Annotated in this window: 22 protein-coding genes and 2 pseudogenes; 14 read left to right on the forward strand and 10 right to left on the reverse strand. The window is 74.2% G+C overall.

The features are described from left to right. Positions 1-118: 118 nt before the first annotated feature. Entirely contained in the window at positions 119-415 is a 297-nt protein-coding gene (locus GBN72_RS15555) for an integrase core domain-containing protein (protein WP_151772383.1), read from the forward strand. Between the two features lie 31 nt (positions 416-446). On the opposite strand, the pseudogene GBN72_RS15560 reads toward GBN72_RS15555, so the two are convergent. Continuing rightward, a pseudogene (locus GBN72_RS15560) lies at positions 447-662 on the reverse strand (transposase); the annotation flags it as partial. Positions 663-888: 226 nt separating this feature from the next. Between GBN72_RS15560 and GBN72_RS36040 the strand changes: the two are divergent. The 3 genes and pseudogenes from GBN72_RS36040 to GBN72_RS36175 all read left to right on the forward strand — a co-directional run. Next, positions 889-1,083: a hypothetical protein gene (locus GBN72_RS36040; RefSeq protein WP_369695886.1), complete on the forward strand. Its 195-nt coding sequence runs from the start codon at positions 889-891 to the stop codon at positions 1,081-1,083. Between the two features lie 144 nt (positions 1,084-1,227). Further along, entirely contained in the window at positions 1,228-2,511 is a 1,284-nt protein-coding gene (locus GBN72_RS15570; RefSeq protein ID WP_151772385.1) for a serine hydrolase domain-containing protein, read from the forward strand. A gap of 391 nt (positions 2,512-2,902) precedes the next feature. Continuing rightward, positions 2,903-3,499 (forward strand): annotated as a pseudogene (locus GBN72_RS36175) (hypothetical protein); the annotation flags it as partial. A 171-nt stretch (positions 3,500-3,670) separates the two neighbouring features. Here the strand turns inward: GBN72_RS36175 and exaC are convergent. The 3 genes from exaC to GBN72_RS15590 form a co-directional block, all read right to left on the reverse strand. Then, positions 3,671-5,194, reverse strand: a complete 1,524-nt coding sequence (gene exaC / locus GBN72_RS15580) for an acetaldehyde dehydrogenase ExaC (protein ID WP_151772386.1) — start codon at positions 5,192-5,194, stop codon at positions 3,671-3,673. A gap of 44 nt (positions 5,195-5,238) precedes the next feature. Further along, complete coding sequence (locus GBN72_RS15585; protein WP_151772387.1) at positions 5,239-6,567, reverse strand: GAF domain-containing protein; 1,329 nt, start codon at positions 6,565-6,567, stop codon at positions 5,239-5,241. 218 nt (positions 6,568-6,785) lie between these two features. Beyond that, complete coding sequence (locus GBN72_RS15590) at positions 6,786-8,597, reverse strand: hypothetical protein (RefSeq protein ID WP_151772388.1); 1,812 nt, start codon at positions 8,595-8,597, stop codon at positions 6,786-6,788. A 93-nt stretch (positions 8,598-8,690) separates the two neighbouring features. On the opposite strand from GBN72_RS15590, the gene rpmG reads away from it, so the two are divergent. The 3 genes from rpmG to GBN72_RS15605 all read left to right on the forward strand — a co-directional run bounded on the left by rpmG (position 8,691) and on the right by GBN72_RS15605 (position 9,712). Next, positions 8,691-8,855 (forward strand): 50S ribosomal protein L33, encoded by a 165-nt coding sequence (gene rpmG, locus GBN72_RS15595; RefSeq protein WP_151772389.1) that lies wholly within the window; start codon positions 8,691-8,693, stop codon positions 8,853-8,855. A 169-nt stretch (positions 8,856-9,024) separates the two neighbouring features. Beyond that, positions 9,025-9,360 (forward strand): hypothetical protein, encoded by a 336-nt coding sequence (locus tag GBN72_RS15600; protein ID WP_151772390.1) that lies wholly within the window; start codon positions 9,025-9,027, stop codon positions 9,358-9,360. A gap of 67 nt (positions 9,361-9,427) precedes the next feature. Beyond that, the gene (locus GBN72_RS15605; protein WP_174887142.1) at positions 9,428-9,712 is read left to right on the forward strand and encodes a hypothetical protein; all 285 of its coding nucleotides are present in this window, start codon (positions 9,428-9,430) and stop codon (positions 9,710-9,712) included. A gap of 78 nt (positions 9,713-9,790) precedes the next feature. Here the strand turns inward: GBN72_RS15605 and GBN72_RS15610 are convergent, their stop codons facing one another. Both GBN72_RS15610 and xylB read right to left on the reverse strand, forming a co-directional pair. Further along, positions 9,791-10,981 carry an ROK family transcriptional regulator gene (locus GBN72_RS15610; RefSeq protein WP_151772391.1) on the reverse strand — a complete coding sequence of 397 codons (1,191 nt, stop codon included), beginning with the start codon at positions 10,979-10,981 and terminating at the stop codon, positions 9,791-9,793. A 100-nt stretch (positions 10,982-11,081) separates the two neighbouring features. Then, positions 11,082-12,509 carry a xylulokinase gene (xylB, locus tag GBN72_RS15615; RefSeq protein ID WP_151772392.1) on the reverse strand — a complete coding sequence of 476 codons (1,428 nt, stop codon included), beginning with the start codon at positions 12,507-12,509 and terminating at the stop codon, positions 11,082-11,084. A 208-nt stretch (positions 12,510-12,717) separates the two neighbouring features. Between xylB and xylA the strand changes: the two genes are divergently transcribed. Beyond that, positions 12,718-13,884 (forward strand): xylose isomerase, encoded by a 1,167-nt coding sequence (xylA, locus tag GBN72_RS15620; protein WP_151772393.1) that lies wholly within the window; start codon positions 12,718-12,720, stop codon positions 13,882-13,884. Positions 13,885-14,190: 306 nt separating this feature from the next. Further along, positions 14,191-14,370, forward strand: a complete 180-nt coding sequence (locus tag GBN72_RS15625; protein WP_151772394.1) for a tail-anchor membrane protein — start codon at positions 14,191-14,193, stop codon at positions 14,368-14,370. Positions 14,371-14,557: 187 nt separating this feature from the next. On the opposite strand, the gene GBN72_RS15630 is transcribed toward GBN72_RS15625, so the two are convergent. From GBN72_RS15630 to GBN72_RS15645, 4 genes are all read right to left on the reverse strand, one after another. Further along, on the reverse strand, positions 14,558-15,943 hold the full coding sequence (locus GBN72_RS15630) for a tannase/feruloyl esterase family alpha/beta hydrolase (protein WP_151772395.1): 1,386 nt from the start codon (positions 15,941-15,943) through the stop codon (positions 14,558-14,560). Between the two features lie 842 nt (positions 15,944-16,785). Next, a complete protein-coding gene (locus tag GBN72_RS15635) occupies positions 16,786-17,667 on the reverse strand; it encodes a hypothetical protein (RefSeq protein ID WP_246212520.1) in 882 nt (293 codons plus the stop codon). Between the two features lie 82 nt (positions 17,668-17,749). Next, positions 17,750-18,034, reverse strand: a complete 285-nt coding sequence (locus GBN72_RS15640; RefSeq protein WP_151772667.1) for a hypothetical protein — start codon at positions 18,032-18,034, stop codon at positions 17,750-17,752. 105 nt (positions 18,035-18,139) lie between these two features. Then, a complete protein-coding gene (locus GBN72_RS15645) occupies positions 18,140-18,793 on the reverse strand; it encodes a class I SAM-dependent methyltransferase (RefSeq protein ID WP_151772668.1) in 654 nt (217 codons plus the stop codon). Between the two features lie 138 nt (positions 18,794-18,931). Between GBN72_RS15645 and GBN72_RS15650 the strand changes: the two genes are divergently transcribed. From GBN72_RS15650 to GBN72_RS15670, 5 genes are all read left to right on the forward strand, one after another. Next, positions 18,932-19,837 (forward strand): MHYT domain-containing protein, encoded by a 906-nt coding sequence (locus GBN72_RS15650; protein ID WP_151772396.1) that lies wholly within the window; start codon positions 18,932-18,934, stop codon positions 19,835-19,837. Further along, positions 19,821-23,150 carry a sensor histidine kinase gene (locus GBN72_RS15655; RefSeq protein WP_151772397.1) on the forward strand — a complete coding sequence of 1,110 codons (3,330 nt, stop codon included), beginning with the start codon at positions 19,821-19,823 and terminating at the stop codon, positions 23,148-23,150. The genes GBN72_RS15650 and GBN72_RS15655 overlap by 17 nt, the downstream gene beginning before the upstream one ends. 23 nt (positions 23,151-23,173) lie before the next feature. Continuing rightward, a complete protein-coding gene (locus tag GBN72_RS15660; protein WP_151772669.1) occupies positions 23,174-23,608 on the forward strand; it encodes a roadblock/LC7 domain-containing protein in 435 nt (144 codons plus the stop codon). Positions 23,609-23,627: 19 nt separating this feature from the next. Beyond that, positions 23,628-24,098: a DUF742 domain-containing protein gene (locus GBN72_RS15665; protein WP_151772398.1), complete on the forward strand. Its 471-nt coding sequence runs from the start codon at positions 23,628-23,630 to the stop codon at positions 24,096-24,098. Between the two features lie 167 nt (positions 24,099-24,265). Next, positions 24,266-24,898 carry a GTP-binding protein gene (locus GBN72_RS15670; protein WP_151772399.1) on the forward strand — a complete coding sequence of 211 codons (633 nt, stop codon included), beginning with the start codon at positions 24,266-24,268 and terminating at the stop codon, positions 24,896-24,898. Positions 24,899-24,935: the final 37 nt, after the last annotated feature.

The raw sequence follows: 24,935 nt of genomic DNA on the forward strand, positions 1-24,935 counted from the left end.
CAACTTCGCTACTATGTACGGCGCATCAATCAACCAGGGTTTCGTCGGCGGTCGTCCCCAGGCGTACTCCCGTCCCGCCGCCAGCGACGGTTGACCGCACGAGGCATCCTCCTGCCGGATGCCCTCACCGGTCTGTCCCCTAACCTCAGCCCCGCCGGACGAAAGACCCGGCCCGGGCCGTGCGCTGGGACAACGCCCTCTGGAGTCCCAGATCGGCCTCTACAAAACCGAGCTGATCAAGCACCACAAGCCCGGGCACGGTCTGCCCGTTGTCGAGCTCGCGACTGCGGAATGGGTCGACTGGTTCAACAACCGACGCCTGCACAGCGCGATCGGAACCATCCCGCCCCACGAACACGAGACCAACCACTACGCTCGACACCAGCCTCAAGCGGTGGCTGGAGCCAATGCATAGAGCCTCCACCGATCCCGGAGCGCTTCACCCTCAGGCGGCGCCAGGCTGTGACGCCGGAGCAGCCGACCAGTTGGCGTGGCACATCGCGCCAGGCCACGCCGGTGCGCAGAACGTAGAGGATGCCCGCCAGCGCGATGCGGTCTGATATCCGGTGCCGTCCCGCGTGGCGGTGGCGCCGTTCCGGGCCTGACGTCAGTAGGGGAGCCACGCGCGCCCATAGGTCATCGGGTACAAGATCGTTGTTCACGCACGAAGCGTGCCAGAACAACGTGGTGGAGGTGGAGAGTGCTGCCCTGCCTACTCGCCCGATGAGCGACAGCACATAGTCGGGCAGCTGGGACGGCCCCTGGTACCGCATCCGCACGGAGCAGTTCGAGGCCGCGTTCCTGCCGGATACCGACGAAGAGCTGGAGTCGGTCGAAGACATCGACGTCGAGGCGAGACTGCCCGATGGTTCGCGGTGGAGCGCGACCGTGTGCACTGTTGCCCGGGTCGAGGTCCTGATGAAGTGGTGGGCCAAGAGTGGAGAGGCCCTTGAAGGCCGCTACTACTGGTGCTCGGACGGTCTCATCGTCCGTGATGCCGGAGTGAGCAACATGGCCCACGTCCTCACCGGTCTCATCGAGCACGGTGAATACAAACAGATCCTTCAGCGTCCGGAGGACTGACGGCAACTACCCGACCTCTGCACCGCGTTCTGAAACGACCAGTTACTCGGCTGGCCCGACCTGACCCCTGGGGGTATCCCCACCCCCATTGCGGAGGCTGCCGCCATGGGGCGCAGCCGACCCACCCCGGCAGAGTGTGAGGGCATGAAGGCAATACAGAAGACCTCGCGGGCCCGCCTTGCCGCCGCCGCTCTCCTCGCTGCCTCCACGGCACTCGCGCCGGGTGCTGCGGCCGCTCCCCACCCGGCGTCTGCGGACACCGCGGCCTCCGCCGACGGCCGGCTCACCTCTCGGCAGCTCCAACGCGAAGCGGCCCGCGTCCTTGCAGAGGGTGGGTTCGTCGGCATCACACTGCGGGTGCGTGACGGCGCCCGCACGGTACACGCCCGAGCGGGCAAGGCCGAGCTGCACACCGGCCGCCCTGTGCCGCGCGGCACGGAGTTCAGGATCGGCAGCGTCACCAAGACGTTCGTGGCCACCGTGGTGCTGCAACTCGTCGCCGAGGGCCGCCTGTCCCTGGACGACACCGTCGAGCGCTGGCTGCCGGGTGTGGTGAGCGGCAACGGCAACGACGGCAGCCTCATCACCGTCAGGAACCTACTGCAGCACACCAGCGGCATCCACAACTACGGCCCCGAAGAGGACTCCGGGAACACCGCAGCCGATTTCGAGCGGACACGATTTGACCACTGGGGCCCCGAGCAGCTGGTCGCCGGCGCGGTGCGCCACCGGCCGGACTTCCCACCCGCACCGGCCGATGCGCCCAAGCCCGACTGGAACTACTCCAACACCGGCTATGTCCTCGCCGGGATGATCATCGAGAAGGCCACCGGACGGCCCTGGGCCGAGGAGGTACGCGACCGCATAATCCGGCCGCTCGGCCTGACTGGCACCTACGCCCCCGGCGACGACCCGTACCTGAAGCCGCCCCATGCTCACACCTACCACCTGTTCCCCGGCTCGGTCACCTGGACCGACACCACGGCCAGGAACATCTCCCAAGTGGACGCGGCCGCTGCCCTCGTCGGCACCGACCGCGACGTGGACCGCTTCTTCACCGCCCTGCTCGGCGGGCGCCTGCTGCCTCCCGCCCAGCTCGCGGAGATGCGCAGGACCGTGTCCGTCAGCGAGAACTTCCAGGTGGGGTTTCCCGGCCTGCGGTACGGCCTGGGACTGATGCAGCAGCCGCTGACCTGCGGCGGCGATACCTGGGGCCACGGAGGGGACCTGGAGGGATTCACGGTGCGCACCGGCTTCTCCGCAGACGGGCGCCGCTCAGTCGTCGTCGTCGCCAACGGCACCGGCGGCGGCGAGCAGCTGCTCGCCGCCGAGCGGGCCGTCCGCGGGCTTGTGGACCGCGCCCTGTGCGCCGGTACCCAGGACATCGCCGACTCCAGGCCGTCGGCCGTCTCCCACAACAGCCGGTAGCGTTCTGGGGGCTTCAGGTGCTGGACGTGGCCCTGTTGCCCGGCCGCCCTGCCGCCGGCGCGGGTGGCGATCAGCGGACGGTCTGGATCGGGTATCGGCGATCACCTCGGCGCGGGCGACGTCGCGGTGGTCGGTCACCCGCGAAATCCAGCGGCCTCGACAACCCGGTGACGTCATATCCGCGGACCTCGACGTCCCGCCTGCGTCGGGAGGATGCCGCCGACAGCCACTCGATCCTCTCGTCGGCCTCGCCGTGGGCGCAGGTCGCTGGAACCGTCGCGGTCCCGGCTGCACTCGACCGGCTCGACCCGAACGACAACCCGGACAGCGGCGTCGGCCGGTCTCGCTGAGGGAGAGGGGCTTCAGCCACCAACTGCCCGCCCACCGCCCATTGGTAGAAGGCCAGCACTACTTCCTGCGTCGCGGCTGGCTCTCCAACGTCGCCTTCACCACCCCGGACCACCTCATGCAGCGCATCCGAAGCGGCCTCCGCCACATCCAGTACCGCAGCCACCTCATAGACGGCTGCCTCACCGAGACAAGGACTGACGAGAGGCGGGCCGAGAGGGCGACGCGTCCTGTTCCGGTACCGCCTGTGTTCGTGGAGCGGCTGAGGGAGCACGTTGAGCGCTTCGGCGTAGCGGATGACGGCCGGCTGTTCCGTAACGCCGAGGGCAATTACGTAGAGGCCGCGGCCTACGGGAGGACGTGGGCGCGAGCGCGGCGGGCGGCTCTGACCCGGATGGAGTTGGCCGCGGGGCTTGTCAAACGGCCCTACGGCCTCCGGCACGCCGGTATCTCCTTCTGGCTGTACTCCGGTGTCGATCCCGCGGAGTGCGCCAGGCGGGCGGGGCAGAGCATCGAGGTTCTCTTCCGCAACTACGCGAAGTTCCTCGACGGCGTCCAGGAGCACGCAAACCAGTTGATCGACCAGTCGCTGCGCGAGTGGGACCGGGTGTCCCAGCCTGCTCCGAGGCGACGTCGATGACCTTGGGCAGGGCCTTCTTGGACCGGAAAAGACCGGGACAGCTGGTCCGGGATGGGAAGCCAGTGGGAGGAATCGGGAGTAGCCGGTCATCCCTGCTCCGCCGTTCAAGGTCGTGGAAGCAAGGGCGCCTGACCTGCATTCCTGCAGGTCAGGCGCCCTTCTTCGAGGCTCTCAGAAGAGGCCGACCTCCTTGGCGGAGTACGAGGTCAAGATATTCTTGGTCTGCTGGTAGTGGTCCAGCATCATCTTGTGCGTCTCGCGGCCGATGCCCGAGCCCTTGTAGCCCCCGAAGGCGGCGTGGGCCGGGTAGGCGTGGTAGCAGTTGGTCCACACGCGGCCCGCCTGGATGGCGCGGCCCGCGCGGTAGGCGGTGTTGGCGTCGCGGGTCCAGACGCCGGCCCCGAGGCCGTAGAGGGTGTCGTTCGCGATCTTGACGGCGTCGTCGAAGTCGCCGAAGGAGGTCACCGAGACGACCGGGCCGAAGATCTCCTCCTGGAAGATCCGCATGCGGTTGTCGCCCTCGAAGATGGTGGGCTGGACGTAGTAGCCGCCCTTCAAGTCGCCTTCGTGTTCGATGCGTTCGCCGCCGGTGAGGATCTTGGCGCCCTCCTGGCGGCCGATGTCCAGGTAGGAGAGGATCTTCTCCAGCTGGTCGTTGGAGGCCTGTGCGCCGATCATCGTGGCGGTGTCCAGCGGGTGGCCGGGGACGATCCGCTCGGTGCGCTCGACGGCGGCGGCGAGGAAGTCGCCGTAGTGGCCGCGCTGGATCAGGGCGCGCGAGGGACAGGTGCAGACCTCGCCCTGGTTGAGGGCGAACATGGCGAATCCCTCGAGCGCCTTGGTCAGGAAGTCGTCCTGCGCGCGGGAGACGTCGTCGAAGAAGATGTTCGGGGACTTGCCGCCCAGCTCCAGGGTGACCGGGGTGATGTTCTCCGAGGCGTACTGCATGATCAGCCGCCCGGTGGTGGTCTCACCGGTGAACGCCACCTTGGCGACCCGCGGACTGGAGGCCAGCGGCTTGCCCGCCTCGACGCCGAAGCCGTTGACGATGTTCAGCACGCCCGGCGGGAGCAGGTCCGAGACCAGGCTCAGCCAGTAGTGGATGGAGGCCGGGGTCTGCTCGGCCGGCTTGAGGATCACCGCGTTGCCGGCCGCGAGGGCCGGGGCGAGCTTCCAGACGGCCATCAGGATGGGGAAGTTCCACGGGATGATCTGGGCGACGACGCCCAGCGGCTCGTGGAAGTGGTAGGCGACGGTGTCGTCGTCGATCTCCGCCAGTGAGCCCTCCTGGGCGCGCAGAGCGCCCGCGAAGTAGCGGAAGTGGTCGATGGCCAACGGGATGTCGGCGGCCAGCGTCTCCCGGACGGGCTTGCCGTTCTCCCAGGTCTCGGCGACCGCCAGCTTCTCCAGGTTCGCCTCCATCCGGTCCGCGATCCTCAGCAGGATGCCGGCGCGCTCCGTCGGGGACGTGCGTCCCCACGCCGGGGCGGCGGCGTGGGCGGCGTCCAGGGCGCGCTCCACGTCCTCCGCGGTGCCGCGTGCGACCTCGGTGAAGGGCTGCCCGTTCACCGGCGACGGGTTCTCGAAGTACTGGCCGCGCGCGGGGGGCACGTACTCGCCGCCGATGAAGTGGTCGTAGCGCGCCTGGTAGGAGACGATCGCGCCCTCGGTGCCCGGGCTTGCGTAGCGGGTCATCTGTCTGCCTCCCGGAGATGTGCCGCCCGCCGTCGGACGGCTCGTCAGCTCTGGTCGCGCAGGCTAGGCGCCACGACGTTGCGCGGACGTTGCGAGCGGGCGCCGGGGGAGAACGGGGTTGGCGGCGCGCCGAGTTCGCGTTCCAGTGCGGCGAGCCGGGCGCGTGCGGGGGCGCTGGGGCGGACCGCGGCGAGGGCCCGCCAGACCTCGAGGTCGTCCTCGCCCCACGGGGCGTGCGCCCAGTCGGCCAGGAGGTCCGGGTCGCCCCGGATGATCAGCGCGGTGCGCAGGGCGTCCGCCACCCGATGCCGCAGGCGGGCCACCGCGGGCGCCTGCGAGGAGGGCAGCAGCGGCCCCCGGTAGGCGGCGGCCGCCGCGGCGACGGCGCCCGTCTCCAGGCGCCGCTCCACCAGCTCCAGGTCGCAGACGACCGGGGCGGTCAGCCGGTACGGGCGGGAGGCCAGCACGTCCGGGCCCAGCACCCGCCGCAGCCGGGCCAGTTCGGCGCGCAGCGTCACGGGGGGCACGGTCTCGTCGGGGTAGAGGGCGCAGGCCAGCTCGTCGCCGCTCAGTCCCTCGGGATGGCGGGCCAGCAGCAGCACGATCTCGGAGTGCCGCCGGCTCAGCCGCAGTCGGCGCCCGCCGCCCGCCCGCAGCAGGGCCTCCTCCCGGCCCAGTGCGGTCAGCTCCAGCGTTCCGCCGCCCGGTGACGGCGGTTCCAGGAGGGCGAGCTGCGACTCGACGGCGCGCGCCACCGCCTGGACGAACCCCAGGCTGTGCGGATGGGCCAGGCCGTTGCCCCCGGTGATGTCGACGGCGCCGAGGACGCGCCCGGTGCGCGGGTCGTGGACCGGGGCGGCGGCGCAGGTCCACGGCTGGACCCGGTGGCAGAAGTGCTCGGCGGTGAAGACCTGCACGGGGCGGTCGACGGTGACCGCGGTGCCGGGCGCGTTGGTGCCCACGGCGCTCTCCGACCAGCGGGCGCCCGGCACGAAGTTCATGGAGTCCGCTGCCCGCCGGGTCGCCGGGCAGCCCTCCACCCAGAGCAGGCGGCCGTGCGCGTCGCAGACGGCCAGGAGATGGCCGCCGTCGTCGGCGAAGGTGCCCACCAGTTCCCGGATCAGGGGCATCATCCGGGAGAGCGGATGCTCGGCCCGGTAGGCGTTGAGGTCGGCGTCGGCCAGCTCGATGTCCGCCGTGCGGTCCGGTCCCACACCGGCCCGGGCGGACCTGCGCCACGAGTCGGCCACCACCGGGCGCACCGGGCGGGGCACGGTTCCCGCCCGGGTGAACGTCTCGTGGGCCCGGCGCAGCACCCGTGCCCGCTCCACCGGATCGGCTCCCGGTTTGAGGGCCACCCAAGGATCGGTCAATGCGGCCTCCCCGCAAGGCGACGGTGACGTGCGGTCGTCGTCACATCCTCATCCGGGGCGGGGAGGGCGACAAGGCGTCGCGCCGCGGGGATTCGGCGGAGACCGCCCGGCGCCGCCGGTGAGGAGCCCGCCCGCGCCGCCGGTGACGACCCCGCCCGGCGTCGCCGGTGAGGAGCCCGCCCGCGCCGCGGGTGAGGAGCGCGCCCGGCACGGGTGCGTCAGGGCGCCGGCTCCGGTCCGTCGCCGTCGCGCACCAGGCGCCAGGCCCGCGCGAAGAGTGCGGGCAGGGTGTCGGGGAAGGGCGGCAGGTCCGTCACCTTCCCGTCGTGGCCCAGCAGGGCGCCCAGCAGCGGAACCTTCCAGCCCTCCAGCGGCGGCGGGGGCTTGAGGCCGCGCCGGGGCCTGCCGCTCGGCATCCAGGCGCCGGGCAGGAAGACGTCACGGCCCGCCCGGGCCCGCCGGTCGCGGACCACCAGGCCCCGGCCGGCCAGCTCGGCGGCGGCGTCGCGGTGCTGCCGGGTGGTCCAGCCGTTCCACCGGCGCACGTGCCGGTCGGTGGGGGAGGGGAGGGTGAGCAGTTGCAGGTACAGGGCGGCCGCGTCCCCGGACACCCCCAGGTGCCCGGCGGCCCGCGAGACGACCTCGGGCGCGCTCGCGCGCGGATCGGTCTCGTACGCGCCCTCGGGCAGGGCGCCGGAGGTGATCCGTGCCATCATCCGATCGCACGCCCCGCCGGTCAGCCACTGCCGTTCCTCCGCGTGCCGCGTTCCCTGCGCCAGGCCCTCCCGCAGCAGGCGGCCCGGGGAGTCCGCGCGGGACAGCGCCCCGCGCAGGAACCGGACCAGCTCCGGGGCGCCACCGCGCACCGCGTCGCCCGCGGGCAGTTCCGCGTAGGCCCACGGCACGGCGGTGAGCAACGTGTCGAGCAGCAGCTCGGCGTCGCCCCAGTTCCGGACGTCCCAGATCGTGGGGAGGCGGCGGTGCTCGGGCTCCAGCCAGCGGGGGTTGACGCCGATGCCGCCCGCCGGGGGCAGCCGGGCGGGGTCGAGGAGGAGACGGCACAGGTCCGCCGCCGGTATGCGCCGGTCCAGCGGCAGCGCGGCCTGCCACGCTGTCTCGGACGCCTGCGGCCACGCCCCGTGCCGGTCCGACCAGCTCCGGGCCAGGCGTGCGGCGACGTCCCGCGGGCCGGCGGGCCGCCACAGATCGGCGGGGTCGTCGGGCAGGACGTCGGCCAGCAGCGCGATCAGGTCCGCCTCCGTGAGGCCGCGCACCTCCTGCAGGCCGTCGTCGGCCTCGGCCGCCCCCAGTCCCAGCACCTCGCGTTCCGCGGCGTCGAAACGGAAGGGCACCGGTGCGCCCGCCAGCAACAGGGCGGCCATGGCCCGGCTCAGCCCGGTGGCCCGGGCGAGACCGGTCACGGCGGCCGGGTCCCACGGCATCGGCCCGCGCTCGCGAACCGCGGCGACCAGCGCCAGGAGCCGTTCACGGGTGTACCGACCTCGGCGCGTCCGCGTCGAGTGGATCACCGAGCCCGGCAGCGCGGGGCCGGGGTCGTCGGCCGTCCGCGCCTCCAGGAACCGTTGCCGGCCGTCGACGGGCCAGTACACGCTCGTGGCGGCGCCCCGCTCGTCACGGACCCCGAAGGGGCGGTCCGTCCCCTGGAGGCTGCCCACCCTGAAGTGGCGGTCCGGGTCCGCGAAGGGCGTCGCGGCCCACATCTCCAGGAAGTCGAGCAGGACCTCACGGTGACGGGGCCGGGTGGAGGGAGCCGCCGCGCGCAGCGCGACGGCGTCCGTGCGGCCTATGAAGCGGGTCCAGGAGCCGTCGCCGGCCGGCCGGGGGCCGTCCGCGCCGGGGCCGGGGGTCCAGGTCCCGTCGAGGAACGCCGCGGTGCGTGCGACACCGGCGAACGCGTCCTCCTGCCACATGCCCGACCCGGTGACGAGGCCGGCGAGGGCGGCGGACATCTCGTGACGCGGCCATTCCCGGGGTGCCGGGGGGTGGTGGGCGCTGGTCGTCCGGTTCATGGTCCCGATCATGGCCCATGCCTCCGACAGTGGAGGGGCGGGAATGCCGACGCCGCCCGTGCTGTTGACATGGCCAGATCGGAAGGAGGTCCCATGGCACGTAGTACCGCGCGTCCCGTGGTGAAGCTGAGGTCCACGGCCGGCACCGGCGTCACGTACGTGACGAGGAAGAACCGGCTCAGCGACCCGGACCGGATGGTCCTGCGCAAGTACGACCCGGTGGCGCGGGAGCACGTCCTGTTCCGCGAGGAGCGCTAGGACGCACCGGGACGCACAGACCGAGGGGCGGCTCCGCACGGCGGGGCCGCCCCTCGCGCGCGCCCTCGTCGTGTGCTCGTCCGGGTCGTCCTCGTGTGCCGCGTCCGCCGTGTGCGGTGGTGCGGTCGGGGTGCTGACTTCCGGCGCGAAGTGCGTCATCATGCCTGTCATGACTGTGACGTCTGTCATGAACACGTCTTCTCGGGCGGGTCTCGTCCTGTCCGTGGCCGGTCTCCTCCTGCTGGGTGCCACCGGCGCCGGGCAGGCGGCGCCCACGGTTCCGGAGCACGCGGTCATCGTCTGCGACAGCGCGAGCTTCTACGCCAACTACGACAGTTCCTCGGGCCCGGCCGGCCTGAAGCGGGTCCTTCCGCGCGGGGACAAGGTCGGTCACACCCGTGGCGCCCACCCGGTCCACAACGGCTGGGCGGCCACGTTCGACTTCGGGCCCAACGACTGGGGCTACGTCAGGCAGGAGTGCCTGGGCGGGTTCGGCTCCTGGTGACCACGCGACCGGACGACACGGACGACACGGAGGGCATGGACGGCATGGACGACACGGAGGGCACCCCATGACGCGTACCGGCAGGCTCGCCGCCCTGGTCCTGGCCCTCGCCGGGACGGCCGCGGTGACCACGGGCCCCGCGGCCGCCGCCGACGGCAGGGCGGGCGTACGGGAGACGGTCTGCGCCCAGGACCTCTTCGTGCGGACCTCCGCGCCGCACGGAGCCTGGACGGGAACGCTGTACCGGGGCCAGACCTTCCTGGTCGAACAGGCCGGGGGCGAGTGGGTGTACGGCTTCGCCTACGGAGACATCAACCGCCGGGGCTGGGTGCAGAACGGCTGGTTCTGCTGACTTCAAAGGTGCCGTGCGCCCCGGCCGCGCGGACGCGGGCCGGGGACACGCAGGACACCTGCCGGTGACCGCGGGCGCTCAGGCGTCCTCGCGTTCCGCCACCGAGGCGGGGTCGTCCAGGACGCCGCGGATGACCGAGTGCGCGGCCCCCAGCAGCGGCCCCTCGGGGCCCAGCCGGGAGACCGACACCTCGCAGGACCGCCCGGCCGTCCGCCCGGACAGCTCCGCCCGCAGCGACGGCAGCACCCACGGCGCGAGCGCCGACAGCTCGCCGCCCAGCACCACGGCCTGCGGGTCGAGCAGGTTCACGGCGCCGGTCAGCGCGATCCCCAGCGCCGTCCCCGCGTCGTGCAGCGCGGCGCGCACGGCCTCGTCGCCCGCCGCGGCGCGTTCGGCGAGCAGGCCGACGCGGCCCTCGCCCGGGTCGAGTCCGACCTTGCGCAGCACCGCGTCCTCACCGGCGTACTGCTCCAGGCACCCGATGCCGCCACAGCCGCACGGCGGCCCGTCCGGGCGCACCGGCACATGGCCGAGCTCGCCCGCGAACCCCCGCACACCGCGCAGCAGCCGGCCGTCCACCACCAGGGCGGCACCGATGCCGATCTCCGCGGAGACGTGCAGGAAGTCGGGCGGGGTGTCCTTGCCGAGCCACAGCTCGGCCAGGCCGCCGAGGTTGGCCTCGTTGTCGACGGTCGGCTCCAGCCCGCAGGACAGCAGTGCGCCCAGGTCGGTGCGGTGCCAGCCCAGGTTGGGGGCGCGGACCACCGTCCGGGCGTCGCGCGCCACCAGACCCGGCACCGCGACCGTCAGCCCCGCGGCCCACAGCCCCGCGCCCTCGGCCTCGGCCACCACATGGCGGACCAGAGCGCCGAGTTCCTCCAGGGCCGACTCCGGTGCCCGCCCCCGGTTGGGTCCGTAGCGGACCGCCCGGGCGCGGACCTCGCCGCGCAGGTCGACCGCGCACACCGCCAGGTGGTCGACCCCCACCTCGGCGCCGATGCCGGCCGGCCCGTGCGCGCTCACCGCGAGCGCCGAGCCGGGACGTCCGCGCCCCGTCGAGCCGTTGCGCTCCGGCCCCAGCTCCTCCAGCAGACCCCACCGCACCAGGTCGTCGACCAGTGTGGAGACGGCGGCCCTGGTCAGACCGATGTGCGAGGCCACCGCGGCGCGGGAGAGCGGCCCCTCGTCCCGCACGGTGTGCATCACGCGGGCGAGGTTGCGGCGGCGCATGCCGGCCTGGGTGTCGGGGAGCTGCTTGCGTGCGGTCATACCTCTTCCTGGGCCCGGCCCCGCGGATCCGCGGGGCCGGGCGGTCGTCAACCCCTGGCTGCCGTCCGCGCGGTCCCGGCGGGGAACCGCGCGGGCCGGGTCAGGGCCGGTCCAGCAGCGGCGTCGCGGCGGAGAGCACCGAGCCGATCCGCTCCAGCGCGGCGTCGTCCCGCTCCACGGCGTCCAGCACCGGGCCCTCCGCGGTGTTCCAGCGACGGGCGACGGCCGCCGGGTCCTCGCCGGTGAGCAGGCCCGCGGCCTGGGCGGCGGCGCCCAGCGCCACCAGCTCCTGGGCCTGCGGGATCTGCACCGGGCGGCCGGAGAGGCGGCGCACGGTGTTGCGCCAGGCGTCGCCGCGCGCGCCGCCGCCGATCAGCAGCAGCGGCGAGGTGCGGTCCGCGTCCTCGTCCAGGACCAGGTCGAGCGCGGCCAGCAGCGAGTGCACCGCGCCGTCGTAGGCCGCCTGCAGCAGCTGACCCGGCGTGGTGTCGTGGCGCAGGCCGTGGATCAGGCCGGAGGCGTGCGGCAGGGCAGGGGTCCGCTCGCCGTCCAGGTACGGCAGCATCGTCACGCCGGAGCCGGGCTCGACGGCCTGCCGGTCGAGGCCGAGCAGCTCGGCCATGCGGTCGACGGCCAGGGTGCAGTTCAGGGTGCAGGCCAGCGGCAGCCAGCCGTCGTTGGCCGCGGCGAAGCCCGCCACCGTGCCCGTCGGGTCGGCCGGACGGCGCCCGGTCACCGCGTAGACGACGCCGGAGGTGCCCAGGCTCATCACCGGGGTGCCCGGACGCACGCCCAGGCCGAGCGCGGCGGCGGCGTTGTCACCCGTGCCGGGGGCGACCAGCACGCCCTCGGCCAGCGGCAGGCCGGAACGGACCGTGCCCGCGGCCTCGCCGGGGCGGACGACGCGGGGGAGCAGCGCGGCGTCCAGACCGATGTGCTCGAGGGTCTTGGCGTCGTACTCCTCCGTCGCGGACGCCCACCAGCCGGTGCCGGAGGCGTCGCCGCGGTCGGTGGTGCCCTCGCCCGTCAGGCGCTCGGTCAGGTAGTCGTGAGGGAGGCGCACGGCGGCGACGCGGGCGGCGGCCTCCGGCTCGTGCTCCATCAGCCAGGCCCACTTGGTCACCGTGAACGACGTGCTGGGCACCGAGCCGGTGCGCTCGGCCCACGCCTCCGGGCCGCCGAGCTCCTCGATCAGCCGGCGGGTCTGCGGCGCCGAGCGGACGTCGTTCCACAGCATCGCGGGGCGGACAGGGTCGCCGTCGGCGTCCAGGGTCACCAGGCCGTGCTGCTGGCCGCCGACCGATATCGCCTTGGCCTCGCGGACCACGTCGCCGCACTGCTCCAGCGCCGCGCACAGCGCGTCCCACCACTGCCGCGGGTCGCTCTCACGGCGGTCGCCGCCGGTGACGGTGTGCTTGGCCTGGCCGCTCGCCACGACGCGCCCGGTGGCGACGTCGACGACCAGCGCCTTGGTGGACTGGGTGGACGAATCCACACCGACGACGTACGTACCCTCGCTGGCTGACATCGGGCTCTCCCTGTGGTTCCGCGACATGCGGATTCTGCCTGGTGGACGGTGGTACTCGCGACCTTGGGGCCGCGGTCCCTCGTTCGGTCGCCGGTCCGGACCCCTTTGCGGGCGGAAGCCCCAGGTTGTCTCTTCCCAGCGACGTCAATGCATACTAATTTGTAAACCGGCCTGACGAAATAGTCGACCTCAAGCAAGGAGCCACCCCATGAGCATCCAGCCCACCCCCGAGGACAAGTTCACCTTTGGTCTTTGGACCGTCGGCTGGCAGGGCAAGGACCCGTTCGGCGACGCCACCCGTCCCGCCCTGGACCCGGTCGAGACCGTGCAGCGTCTCGCCGAGCTCGGCGCCCACGGCGTGACCTTCCACGACGACGACCTGATACCTTTCGGCTCCTCCGACGCCGAGCGTGAGGCCATCGTCAAGCGCTTCCGCGGGGCACTGGACGCCACCGGCATGAAGGTGCCGATGGCCACCACCAACCTCTTCACCCACCCGGTCTTCAAGGACGGCGGCTTCACCGCCAACGACCGCGACATCCGCCGCTACGCGCTGCGCAAGGTCATCCGCAACATCGACCTCGCCGTCGAGCTGGGCGCCACCACCTACGTCGCCTGGGGCGGCCGCGAGGGTGCCGAGTCCGGTGCCGCCAAGGACGTCCGCGTCGCCCTCGACCGCATGAAGGAGGCGTTCGACCTCCTCGGTGACTACGTCGTCTCCCAGGGCTACGACCTGCGCTTCGCCATCGAGCCCAAGCCGAACGAGCCCCGCGGCGACATCCTCCTCCCGACCATCGGCCACGCCCTGGCGTTCATCGACCGCCTCGAGCGCCCCGAGCTGGTCGGCCTCAACCCGGAGGTCGGTCACGAGCAGATGGCCGGTCTGAACTTCCCGCACGGCATCGCCCAGGCGCTGTGGGCGGGCAAGCTCTTCCACATCGACCTCAACGGCCAGTCCGGCATCAAGTACGACCAGGACTTCCGCTTCGGCGCCGGTGACCTGCGCCAGGCGTTCTGGCTGGTCGACCTGCTGGAGAGCTCCGACTACGACGGCCCGAAGCACTTCGACTTCAAGCCGCCGCGGACCGAGGACTTCGACGGCGTCTGGGAGTCCGCCGCGGGCAACATGCGCAACTACCTCCTGCTCAAGGAGCGCGCGCTGGCCTTCCGCGCCGACCCGGAGGTCCAGGAGGCCCTGCGCGCCTCCCGCCTCGACGAGCTGGCCCAGCAGACCGCCGCCGACGGCGTCGAGGGCCTGCTCGCCGACCGCTCCGCGTTCGAGGAGTTCGACGTCGACGCCGCCGCCGCCCGTGGCATGGCGTTCGAGCGCCTCGACCAGCTGGCCATGGAGCACCTGCTCGGCGCCCGCGGCTGACCTCCGCCGCGTCCGGCACCGCTGCACACCGCCCCGTACCGCTTCCCGCGGTACGGGGCGGTGTGCGTTGCGCCGGTGGCGTGGGCCCGTCTGCCGGTGTGGGCCCGTCCGCGGCATGGCTCCACCTGCGGTGTGGCCCCGACTGCGGCGTGACCCCGCGACGCCGATGGGTGTAAGGGGCGTCGTCTCAGGGTTTTCTCCGGGACGGGTCGGGGGCGCGTGGGGGACGCCGGAGGAACCGTCCGGGAGCGTGATGGCGTTCACTGGACAGAGAGCGGCAACGGGCCGCTGAGGAGGCGACCGAAGATGTCGAGGAACGCGAAGATCGCCGCAGGGGCCACGGCGGCCGGACTGGTCCTGCTGATCTGGCTGCCGTGGTGGGTGTCCCTGCTGATAGTGCTCGGGGTTCCCGCCGCCTACTTCGCCCTGGACCCCGGTCAGCGGCGACGGCTCCGCCAGGTGTCGCGCAAGCAGATCGGGCGCTGAGGCCCGGGCGCGGCGGGGGCCGCGGGCGCGGGCGCGGTGCGCGCGGTGCGCGGGCCGGGACCGTCGAGGTGCGCCGGCCGGTACGCCCCCGGGCCGCTCGAGGCGCTACGGCGCTACGGCGCTACGGCGCCGCGGGGCCTCGGGGCGGAGACAGGCGGCTCCGGCGGCCCGCCTCCGCCGGGTCGCGCTAGCCGTCCAGTGAGCAGTCGTTGACCACGTCACCCTCGGCGGGCCGTGCCACGTCGTGGTCGGCCGGCGGACGGACGCCGTCCTCCACCCAGGCGGTCAGCGCGTCGAAGGCGGCGCGGTGGCAGGGCAGGATCGGGCGCAGGGCCGTGGGGTAGGTGTCGTACAGCCCGTCGACGTGGGTGCCGCCCTCGATGCCGTAGTAGCGGTGCAGGGCGCCGCGCCCCGCCTTGTCGATCATGCGGGCGTACACGTCGGAGTCGGCCGCCTTGGGCAGCAGGGTGTCCAGGTCGCCGTGGAGCGTGATCATCGGACGGCCGATGCGGCCGGTCAGCGAGACCCGCTTCACCGCGTCGCGCACGGCCCGCGGACGCGAGGCGTAGTCGTAGGCGGCGTCGGAGGCGCACGGAGCCAGGATCTCCGCCACGGTGGATCCCGCCGACGGGCCCGGGCAGGCCCGGTCGTACGCCGGGTCGAACTCGGCGCGGTAGGTCTTCTGCGTCACGCCCCAGTACGCGGTGGCGTGGTACGGCCACAGGAACTCCGAACCGCGGGCGAAGCCGGCCGCGTACAGGTCCTGGTCGTCGGCCTCACCGCGCGTGTGCGCGATCGTCGTCGGCAGGGAGGTGAACATGTTGGGGCCGTCCGCGGTCCACAGTGTGCCCTCCCAGTCCACGCCGCCGTCGTACAGCTCGGGGTGGTTCTCCAGCTGCCAGCGGGTGAGGTAGCCGCCGTTGGAGATGCCGGTGACGTAGGTCCGCCGCGGGGCGGTGCCGTACCGCTGGGCGACCGTCGCCCTGGCGGCCCGGGTGAGCTGGGTGACCCGGTCGTTCCACTCGACGATCGCGTCGCCGGGACGCCTGCCGTCCCTGTAGAAGTCCGGCGTGCTGTTGCCCTTGTCGGTGGCGGCGTAGGCGTAGCCCAGGGACAGCACGTGGTCGGAGATGGCGGTGTCCGACGCGTACTGCTTGCGCGTGCCGGGAGCGCCGGCGACCACCAGGCCGCCGTTCCAGTCGTCGGGCAGCCGGATCACGAACTGGGCGTCGTGGTTCCAGCCGTGGGTGGTGTTGAAGGAGGAGGTGTCGGGGAAGTAGCCGTCGATCTGCACGCCCGGCACGCCGGAGGGCTTGCGGGTCGCGACGGACGTCAGGCCCGCCTGGTCGGCCATGTCGGTGTACGGGGTGCCGGCCAGGCCCGTGGTGGTCAGGTCGGGGAGGCAGGCGTTCTCCTGGTGGTCCGCGGCGGGCACCTTGAGGAGGTCATGGCGGGCGCAGTGACCCGAGGCGCCGGCCTGCGCGGAGGTGCCGGCGGCGGCGGGCGAGGCGCCGAGTGCGGTCACGGCCAGCAGGGTCGCGGCGACCCAGGGCACACCTGGGGACAGACGCATGAACGGCCTCCAGAGGCTGAGAGAGCGGAACGGTGCGGGCGGCGCGTGGCCGGGTGCCGGATGTGGCGCGCCGGGATGCGGCTGCGGCACGTCACGGCGGAGCCGCGGGCTGCCTCATCGTGGTGGGCCGACGGGCCGTCAACCATGTGGTGGGGCACCAGTGATGGGCGAGGGTGCGTGGAGGGGTGCCACATGTGTCGGTGTCCTGCCGCGGGGGAGGCGGCTGGACCTCCCGTCGCCCCCCTCACGAGGCCCGGCCGCCCGCGGGACGGAGCGCGGTCGGCCGGTGTGACGCCGTCCGGCGGCGGGCGCGGCGGCGAGGCCGGCCTCGGCAGGGTTCGGGGTGCGGGTGTCCGCATGGGCCGGGGCGCCGCGGGGGAGGACCGGGGCGGGCGAGCCGGCCGGTCGGCGGGGGCGGCGGGTCCCCGAGCCGGACGGTCCGGAGAGCGTGGGCTGCCGGACGGTTCGGACGGCCGGACGGACCGGACTGGGCGGAGGACAGGGCGCTGGGTCGTTCGGCCGAGGGACGTGGCCCGGTCCGGACCCGGCCGCCGCCCGAGGGGTGGCTCCCTGCCGGGCGGCCGCTTCTGGCCCCCCCGGCAGGGCGGTGCCTTCCGGTCGGGCTGGGGGTCTCGGGTCCGGCCGGGCTCTGCGGGCGGTTGGCGGCCTCGCCGCGCCGGGGAGTTGCGATCGAGCGGTGGGAGCCGGTCCGGCCGGGGTCCCGGCCGAGTGGCGGCCTTCGGCCGGGCGGCGTGGCCGAGTGGTGGGGCCCGGACCGGTCGGGGCCGTCGGTCGAGGCCTTCGGTCGGGTGCGACCTCCGGTTTGGGGGCGGGAGCCGGTGTCAGACGGGGACCACGGCGAGATCGGCGAGGCCCATCAGCAAGGTGGGCAGCTCCGGCCCGCGGCCCACCGGGATGATCTCCCCCGGTTCGTCGTCCAGCAGCAGGAACGCGATGTCGTCGGTCCGGGCGACCAGCGACCACCCCGGCCCGTCGGCCCGCACGGTGCGCGCGTCACCGTCGGCGAGGAACGTGCGTATCCGGCCGAGCGGGGGAGGCGAGCCGAGGTAGGCGCGGGCCTCCCCGAGGACCCGGCGCACGCCCGGACGGGAGGGAGCGCCCCCCACCGTCGACCCCGCACCGTCGGTCCCCTGGGCCACCGCGAAATCCGCATCGCCCAGCTGGGTCCGCCAGTGGGCCCAGTGCGCCGCGATCTCGTCGGCGCCCAGACGCCGCTGGGCCGGCCCCCACACCGTGGTGTCCGGCGGGACCAGGGCGGGCCCGGCCTCGGCGGGGTCCGGGTCGTGCGGCTCGGGCAGGCCCGGTGCCTTCACGGCCACCGACAGCGGCCACCCCGGCAGGGCGACCACCATGGACCGTTCGTCGGGGGAGAGGTCGTACTCCATGCCGCAGTCCCACGAGGCGATGGCCGTGGCGACCAGCGGGACGTCGTCGACGACCACGGTCCAGCGCGCGCCGTCGCCGTCCTGACCGAACACCAGGCCGTACCCGCCGAGCGTCGGTTCCAGCCGCAGCGCGGCACAGGCCTGCGGATAGTCGTCGCCCAGGACGCCGGGGAACCGCCCGGGCGTGAGCAGGACGGCGGTCAGCACGGAGAGCGCGTCGTCGTCCGCCGCGCCGCCCGCCGCTCCGGCCGCGACCGCCTCCACGGCCCCGTCCCGCACGCCCTTCGCGCCGACGGCGGACCCATCCGTTCCGGCCATGCCGGCAGCCTCCTTCGTCACAGGTCGTCGGCGCACCCTAGACCGGCGGCGGCAGCCTTGTCACCAGGGAGAGCCGCCGGGGTCAGGGCCGGGGCCCGGGGAGGCCGAGCAGCTCCCGGGCCATCGCGTCGGGGCTCACCCCGCGCTCCCTGGAGAGAGTGAGCACCGCCCGGCACGCGAGTTCGTTCACCCCGAACGACAGCGCCTCGGGGGAGACCCACGAGGCCGCCTCGTCCATCGCGTCCTCGTCGTCCGTCGCCGAGGCCGCGACGTAGGCGGCGGCCGCGTCGAACAGGTTGTGGGTGCGGGGCCGCGGCCCCGGCGCCCCGGGGGCGGGAACGGTGGGGCGGGTCAGCCGGGTGAGCACCGTGCGCAGCTTGCCGAACACTGCGGACCACCTTCTTCCGGGTTTGTCCGTGACGTTGCCTGGCGTTCGGTCTTCCGCCACCAACGTAGGCACGGAGCGGCCCGATCAGTAGAGGGCGTCGGGCCCTTCCGGCACCGCCTCCCGCACCGCCAGCGCGAGGAAGCGCGAGGGCTCGTCGACGTACGCGGTCAGCCGCCACCCCGCCGCCGCGAGCAGCGGCCGGAGGTTGGGCAAGGCCCGCAGGTCGTTGGCGGTCAGCTCACGCCCCTGCCGTGCCGCCAGCGCCGCACGCCCCACGGGGTGGAAGAGAGCCAGCACGCCCCCGGGCCGCACCGCCCGCCCCAGCGCCGCCAGATCCCGCCCCGGCGCGGGCAGATGAGCCACCAGTCCCGCCGCGAACACCGCGTCCAGCGAGGCCGCCCGCAGCGGAGGAGCGGCCGCGTCGGCCAGCAGCAGGGCCCCGTCCCGGTCACGCCCGGACCGCACCGCCTCCCGCAGCATCGCCTCGGTGAGGTCCACGCCCAGCACCACTCCCGTCGGCCCCACCGCCTCCCGCAGCGCCGGCAGGGCGCGGCCCGTGCCGCAGCCCGCGTCCAGCACCCGGTCGCCCGGCCGCAGCCCCATCACGGCCACGGCGGCGGCGAAGGCGGGCCCGTCGTCGGGGAACCTCCGGTCCCAGTCCGCCGCCCGCGCGGCGAAGAAGTCACGGACATGGTCACGGTCATACACGCGTGTGCGACGCTCGCTCATACCCCGCATGATCCCCCGGAAAGACCGTAACGGACGGTGCAGGTTCGGTCGTGCGACGATCTGTCCGGCAAGGTGAAGCGTCATGTTCCGCCACCTTTCGAAAGGCGGGCCGTCGCGCCCCGGGCGCCTGACTAGCGTCCCGGTCCCATGGGACATCTGGACCACGCAGCCTTCGGCTGGCTGACACCGCTGCTGTCGTACGCGATGGCCTGCATCGGCGCCGCCCTCGGGCTGCGCTGCACCGTCCGCGCGCTGGAGGCCACCGGCAGCTCACGCCGCAACTGGCTGCTCACCGCCGCCTCCGCGATCGGCACGGGCATCTGGACGATGCACTTCACCGCCATGCTCGGCTTCGCCGTCCGCGGCACCGACCTGCGCTACGACGTACCACTGACCGTGCTCAGCCTGGTCGTCGCCATGGTCGTGGTCTGCGCCGGCGTCTTCGCCGTCGGATACGGCCGGGACCGCACCCGGGCCCTGATCCTCGGCGGGCTCACCACCGGCCTGGGGGTCGCCTCCATGCACTACCTGGGAATGGCCGCCCTGCGCCTGCACGGCGAGGTCTCCTTCGACCCGCTCAGGATCGGCGTCTCGGTGGTGATCGCCGTCGTCGCGGCCACCGCGGCCCTCTGGGCGGCCCTCAACATCACCGCACCGCTCGCGGTGACCGTGGCCTCCCTGGTCATGGGCCTGGCGGTGAGCAGCATGCACTACACCGGCATGTCCGCGGTGCGGGTGCGGGTCGTCCCCTCCACCGAACCCCTCGCCGGGGCCACCGCCATGCAATTCGTCTTCCCGCTCGCCGTGGGCCTCGGCTCCTGGCTCTTCCTGACCTCCGCCTTCGTCGCGCTCTCCCCGACGGCGGGCGAGCGGGCCGCCGAGGAGGCCGCCCGGCGGGCCTGGCGCGGCGCACCGGCGTCCACCGGGCGGACCCCGGAGGAGACCCCGGGCGGACCGGCGGCCACCACCGGACGGGGACCGTCCGCCGGACGGGAAGCAACCACCGGACGGGAAGCATCCGCCGAACGAGGGAGCCATGCGTACATCCCCTAGCACCTCCCGCACCGGCGGCCCGGGCACCCCGCCCCCGGTGAGGGGCCGCAGGGCCCACGCCGGGCCACCCGCCGACGAGACCGCGGAGGAACTCGCCGTGGCGGCCGCGGCGGCCGCCGCGGATCGCCGCGCCGTACCGTCCGGCGGCGGTATGCGGCTGCGGCCCCGCACCGTCCGAGCCAAGGTCGTCAGCCTGCTGATGGTCCCCGTGATGTCGCTGCTGGCGCTCTGGGGCTACGCCACCGTCACCACCGCCCAGGACGTCGCCGCCATGCGGCAGGCCGAGCGCGTGGACTCCCGGGTGCGTGTCCCGGTGGCCGAGGCCGTCGTCGCCCTCCAGGCCGAACGCGCCTCCGCGGTGCGGCTCGCGGCCGGCGGCGAGGGCGCGCCACGCGGCGAGTTCCGGGCCCTCACCGCCACCGCCGACCGGGCCGTCGCACGGCTGCGGGTCGACGGCACGGGCACCGTCGCCGACAGCGGCGAACTGCCGCCCGAGGTGCCCGAGCGGCTGCGCGCCTTCCTGGCCGGCGCCGCATCCCTGCGCCCGGTGCGCTCCGCCCTGCTCGACGGAGACGCCCGCTGGGAGGAGACCTACCGGGCCTACACCGGCGTCATCGGCGACGCCTTCGCCGTGGACGGCGCCCTCACCTCCATCCCGCACGTACGGGAGGGTTCCGACGCACGGATCATGCTGGAACTGGGCCGGGCCGGCGAGGCGCTGGCCCAGGAGGACGCCCTGCTCGCCTCGGCACGGCTCGACGCCTCGTTCGACGGCGAACGGCGCGCCCTCTTCGCCGCCTCCACCGCCACCCGCCGGGCGCTCGTCGCATCCGCCGCCCCCGACCTGCGCGATCCGCAGCGCGCCGCCTGGCGGGAACTCGTCCGCGACGGCGGGCACGCCTCGCTCGGGCGGGCCGAGGACGCCGTGCTGCGGGCCGAACCCGGAGAGGCGGCCGCCCGTGCCGTGCCGGCCGACGTGTGGGAGGCCGCCCACGACCGGGTCCAGATCACGCTGCGCGAGATCGCCGACCACGCCTCCCACACCGACCCCGACGGCTCCGGCCCGCTCATGCGCGCCCTGTTCACCCCCGCCGGTGCCGCCGTGCTCCTCGGCCTCCTCGCGGTGGCCGCCTCCCTGGTGATCTCGGTGCGCATCGGCCGCGGGATCGTCGCCGACCTGGTGGGACTGCGCAACAGCGCCCTGGAGATCGCCCGCCGTAAACTCCCGCAGGCCATGCGCAAGCTGCGGGCCGGCGAGGAGATCGACGTCCACGCCGAGGCCCCGCACGGTCCGCCTGCCGAGGACGAGACCGGACAGGTGGCCGAGGCACTGGGCACCGTGCACCGCGCCGCCCTGCGCGCCGCCGCCGAGCGCGCCGAACTGGCCGGAGGCATCTCCGGCGTCTTCGTCAACCTGGCACGGCGCAGCCAGGTGCTGGTGCACCGCCAACTGGCCCTGCTCGACGGCATGGAACGCCGTGCCGAGGACCCGGACGAGCTGAGCGACCTGTTCCGCCTCGACCACCTCACGACACGGATGCGGCGGCACGCCGAGTCGCTGATCATCCTCTCCGGCGCGGCCCCGGGCCGGGCCTGGAGCAGGCCGGTCTCGCTCACCAACGTGGTGCGCGCGGCCGTCTCGGAGATCGAGGACTACGCGCGGGTCGACGTCCGGCAGCTCGCCGAGGCCGCGGTCACCGGTGCGGCGGTCGCCGACCTCACCCACCTGCTCGCCGAACTCGTCGAGAACGCCGCCCAGTTCTCGCCTCCGCACACCAAGGTGCGGGTCACCGGGGAAGCCGTCGGCAACGGGTACGCGGTGGAGGTCGAGGACCGCGGGCTCGGCATGGGCCCGGAGACCCTGGCCGACGCCAACCGGCGGATCGAGCAGTCCGAGGCGCTGGACCTGTTCGACAGCGACCGGCTGGGGCTCTTCGTGGTCAGCCGTCTCGCCGCCAGGCACGGCATCAAGGTGCATCTGAGGCCCTCGCCGTACGGCGGCACCACCGCCGTGGTGCTGCTGCCGAGGAACCTGCTGCACGAGGAGGAGGGGCGGGCGCCGGACGGCGCGGGCGCCACCGCCCGCGCGGGCGGTCACGGGCCGGACCGGGGGCCGGCCTCGCCGGCGGGGGCCGGTCCGCGTCCGGCGCTGCCTGCCCATACTCATGTCCATGGGCCGGACCAGGTCCCCGCGCCCGCACGGGCACAGGCGCCGGCACCGGCCCAGGACCGTTCCCCGGAGCGGCACCAGGACCGGTCCCGGGGCCGGACGCCCGACGGGACCGCCGACCGGCTCCCTCCGGTGGACCCCCCGCCAGGGGTCACCGCCCTCCGCCCGCGGCGTGCCGCCGACCGACAGCGCGCCGCCCGGCCCGCCCCCGGTCCGTTCCGCGCCACCGACGGACCGGGTCCGGCCACCCGGGGTACGCCGTGCCCCGCCCCGGGCCCCGCCCCGGACGGGCAGGCTCCCGGCCGCGCGCCCGGCCAGGAGGCCACCGGACCCGCCCCTGACCGGCAGGTCCTGGTCCCCGGGCCCGCCGCCGGCTCCACCCGGGGCCCGGCCCTGGACCACCCGGCCCCCGCCCCCTCCGGGGGACCCGCGGGCAGGACCCCCAGCGATCCGGAGGCCTCCGGCCCCGCGGCCTCCGGCCCCGCGGCCTCCGGCCCCGCGGCTTCCGGCACGTCGGCTTTCGGCGCTCCGGCTTCCGGCACGTCGGCTTTCGGTACACCGGCTTCCGGAACCCCGGCTTCCGGCACGTCGGCTTTCGGTACACCGGCTTCCGGAACCCCGGCCTCCGGCACGTCGGCCTTCGGAACTCCGGCCTCCGGCACACCGGCCTCCGGCACGTCGACGTTCGGTGCGCCGGCCTCGGGCGTATCAGCCTTCGGTCCGACGGGCTCCGGCACACCAGCCTTCGGCGCTCCGGCCTCCGGCCCGGCGGGCTCCGGCACGCCGGCCCTCGGCACGCCGGCCCTCTGGGCATCGCCGGAGTCACCCGTCACACCCACCCCGGACACCCCGGACACCCCGACCACCCCGCCCGGCGGCGACGCGGCCGGCCACCCCGCCGCCCCGGGCGACACACCCCTGCCCCGGCGGGTGCGGCAGCGCAACCTCGTCCCGCAGCTGAGGCAGCGGCCCACCGGGCTGACCGCCCCCGCTCCCGCCCCGGCCGAGGACCGCACCCCGGAGGAGGTCCGGGACCGGATGGCCGCCTACCGCGACGGATGGGCGCGCGGCGGCGGGCGCCCGCCCGGCCGCGGCCCCCACCAGGCCGCCCCCAGTGACAGCAGCGAAGGAGACCCCGCATGACCCGGACCCAGGAACCCCTCACCATGACCCACGACCCCCTGACCGGAGGGCCCCGCCGGTCCGTCGAACTCGACTGGCTGCTGGACGACCTGGTGCTGCGGACCTCGGAGGTCCGGCACGCCGTGGTGCTCTCCGACGACGGGCTCGCCGTCGGCTCCTCCAGCGGTCTCGGCCGCGAGGACGCCGACCACCTCGCCGCCGTCGCCTCCGGTTTCAACAGCCTCGCCAAGGGTGCCGGACGCCACTTCGGGGTCGGCGGCGTCCGGCAGACCATGGTCGAGATGGACGACGGCTACCTGTTCGTCGCCGCCGCCGGTGCCGGCTCCTGCCTGGCCGTCCTGACCGGTGTCAAGGTCGACATCGGCCTGATCGCCTACGAGATGGCCCGGCTGGTCAACCGGGTCGGCGAGCACCTCCACCAGTCGCCGCGGGTGCCGCCGCGGCCTGTCGCCGGCTGACCGGGGAGGCGCTGTCCGGATGCGTGAGCACAACCCGACGCAGCCCCGGCCCGCCGGGGATTCCGGCGGCCCGGGCGGCCCCGGCGACCCGGGGCCGCCCGGCGGCCGGTGGTACGAGAGCCAGTGGTTCGACGGCGAGGCCGGACCGCTGGTCCGCCCCTACGCGATGACCGGCGGGCGCACCAGCCCCGGCCCGTCGGGAGACGGCTTCGACCTGATCGCCCTGGTCGACGTCGACCCGCAGGCCCCGCCGGGCGCCGCGGCCGCCCTGGGGCCCGAGCACCGGCTGCTGGCCGAACTGTGCCGCACCGAGACCCAGTCGGTCGCGGAACTCGCCGCCGGGGCCGACCTGCCCGTCGGCGTGGTCCGTGTGCTCCTTGGCGATCTGCTGGAGCTCGGATGCGTCAGGGTCAGCCGCCCGGTGCCGCCCGCCCAGCTGCCGGACGAACGCGTGCTGCGTGAGGTGATCGCCGGTCTGCGCGCACTGTGACTGCACGATGTCGTCGGGACGCGTGAGTTCTATGATCCGGTGAGCTGATAGATGCTGTCAGCAGCCAAAAGGCTGTCAGCTGTGCCCGCACCGCCCGCCGACCCACCTGACAGTGACCGACCTCCCGCGGCGAACCGCTCGCCCGTGAAACCCGAGAGAAGTGATCGATGGCCCCCCAGCAGACGGACACCACCTCCGGCGGGACGACGGGTGCCGCCACCACGGACGCCTCGAACCCGCTGGCGCTGAAGATCCTCGTGGCAGGCGGTTTCGGTGTCGGCAAGACGACCCTGGTCGGCGCCGTCAGCGAGATCCGGCCGCTGCGCACCGAGGAACTGCTCACCGAGGCGGGCCGGGGCGTCGACGACATCTCGGGCGTCGACCAGAAGACCACCACGACCGTCGCCATGGACTTCGGCCGGATCACCATCCGGGCCGGGCTCTCGCTCTACCTCTTCGGCACCCCCGGCCAGGACCGCTTCTGGTTCCTGTGGGACGAACTCGCCCAGGGCGCGCTGGGCGCCGTGGTGCTCGCCGACACCCGGCGGCTCGAGGACTGCTTCCCCGCCGTGGACTACTTCGAGCACCGGAGTATCCCGTTCGTGGTGGCCGTCAACTGCTTCGAGGGGGCGCGTTCCTACACGCCCGCCGAGGTCTCCGTCGCCCTCGACCTGGATCCCGGCACGCCCGTGGTGCTCTGCGACGCCCGCCGACGGGAGTCCGGCAAGGAGGTGCTGATCCGCTTGGTGGAACACGCGGGGCGGATGCACACCGCGCGGATGCTGGACTCGGTGGGCTGACGGCGCAGGCCCGACGGCGGCGGAGGCCCGAGGGCGG

The sequence above is a fragment of the Streptomyces abyssomicinicus genome, assembly GCF_008974245.1.
Lineage (GTDB): Bacteria > Actinomycetota > Actinomycetes > Streptomycetales > Streptomycetaceae > Streptomyces > Streptomyces abyssomicinicus.

Coding starts and splice junctions, on each gene's coding strand:
- GBN72_RS15650 (WP_151772396.1), top strand. CDS start 18,932: ATGGGACATCTGGACCACGCAGCCTTCGGCTGGCTGACACCGCTGCTG.
- GBN72_RS15600 (WP_151772390.1), top strand. CDS start 9,025: ATGACTGTGACGTCTGTCATGAACACGTCTTCTCGGGCGGGTCTCGTC.
- GBN72_RS15605 (WP_174887142.1), top strand. CDS start 9,428: ATGACGCGTACCGGCAGGCTCGCCGCCCTGGTCCTGGCCCTCGCCGGG.
- xylB (WP_151772392.1), bottom strand. CDS start 12,509: ATGTCAGCCAGCGAGGGTACGTACGTCGTCGGTGTGGATTCGTCCACC.
- GBN72_RS15660 (WP_151772669.1), top strand. CDS start 23,174: ATGACCCACGACCCCCTGACCGGAGGGCCCCGCCGGTCCGTCGAACTC.
- GBN72_RS15625 (WP_151772394.1), top strand. CDS start 14,191: ATGTCGAGGAACGCGAAGATCGCCGCAGGGGCCACGGCGGCCGGACTG.
- xylA (WP_151772393.1), top strand. CDS start 12,718: ATGAGCATCCAGCCCACCCCCGAGGACAAGTTCACCTTTGGTCTTTGG.
- GBN72_RS15630 (WP_151772395.1), bottom strand. CDS start 15,943: ATGCGTCTGTCCCCAGGTGTGCCCTGGGTCGCCGCGACCCTGCTGGCC.
- GBN72_RS15655 (WP_151772397.1), top strand. CDS start 19,821: ATGCGTACATCCCCTAGCACCTCCCGCACCGGCGGCCCGGGCACCCCG.
- GBN72_RS15645 (WP_151772668.1), bottom strand. CDS start 18,793: ATGCGGGGTATGAGCGAGCGTCGCACACGCGTGTATGACCGTGACCAT.
- GBN72_RS15610 (WP_151772391.1), bottom strand. CDS start 10,981: ATGACCGCACGCAAGCAGCTCCCCGACACCCAGGCCGGCATGCGCCGC.
- exaC (WP_151772386.1), bottom strand. CDS start 5,194: ATGACCCGCTACGCAAGCCCGGGCACCGAGGGCGCGATCGTCTCCTAC.
- GBN72_RS15555 (WP_151772383.1), top strand. CDS start 119: ATGCCCTCACCGGTCTGTCCCCTAACCTCAGCCCCGCCGGACGAAAGA.
- GBN72_RS15635 (WP_246212520.1), bottom strand. CDS start 17,667: ATGGCCGGAACGGATGGGTCCGCCGTCGGCGCGAAGGGCGTGCGGGAC.
- GBN72_RS15670 (WP_151772399.1), top strand. CDS start 24,266: ATGGCCCCCCAGCAGACGGACACCACCTCCGGCGGGACGACGGGTGCC.
- rpmG (WP_151772389.1), top strand. CDS start 8,691: ATGGCACGTAGTACCGCGCGTCCCGTGGTGAAGCTGAGGTCCACGGCC.
- GBN72_RS15570 (WP_151772385.1), top strand. CDS start 1,228: ATGAAGGCAATACAGAAGACCTCGCGGGCCCGCCTTGCCGCCGCCGCT.
- GBN72_RS15590 (WP_151772388.1), bottom strand. CDS start 8,597: ATGAACCGGACGACCAGCGCCCACCACCCCCCGGCACCCCGGGAATGG.
- GBN72_RS15665 (WP_151772398.1), top strand. CDS start 23,628: ATGCGTGAGCACAACCCGACGCAGCCCCGGCCCGCCGGGGATTCCGGC.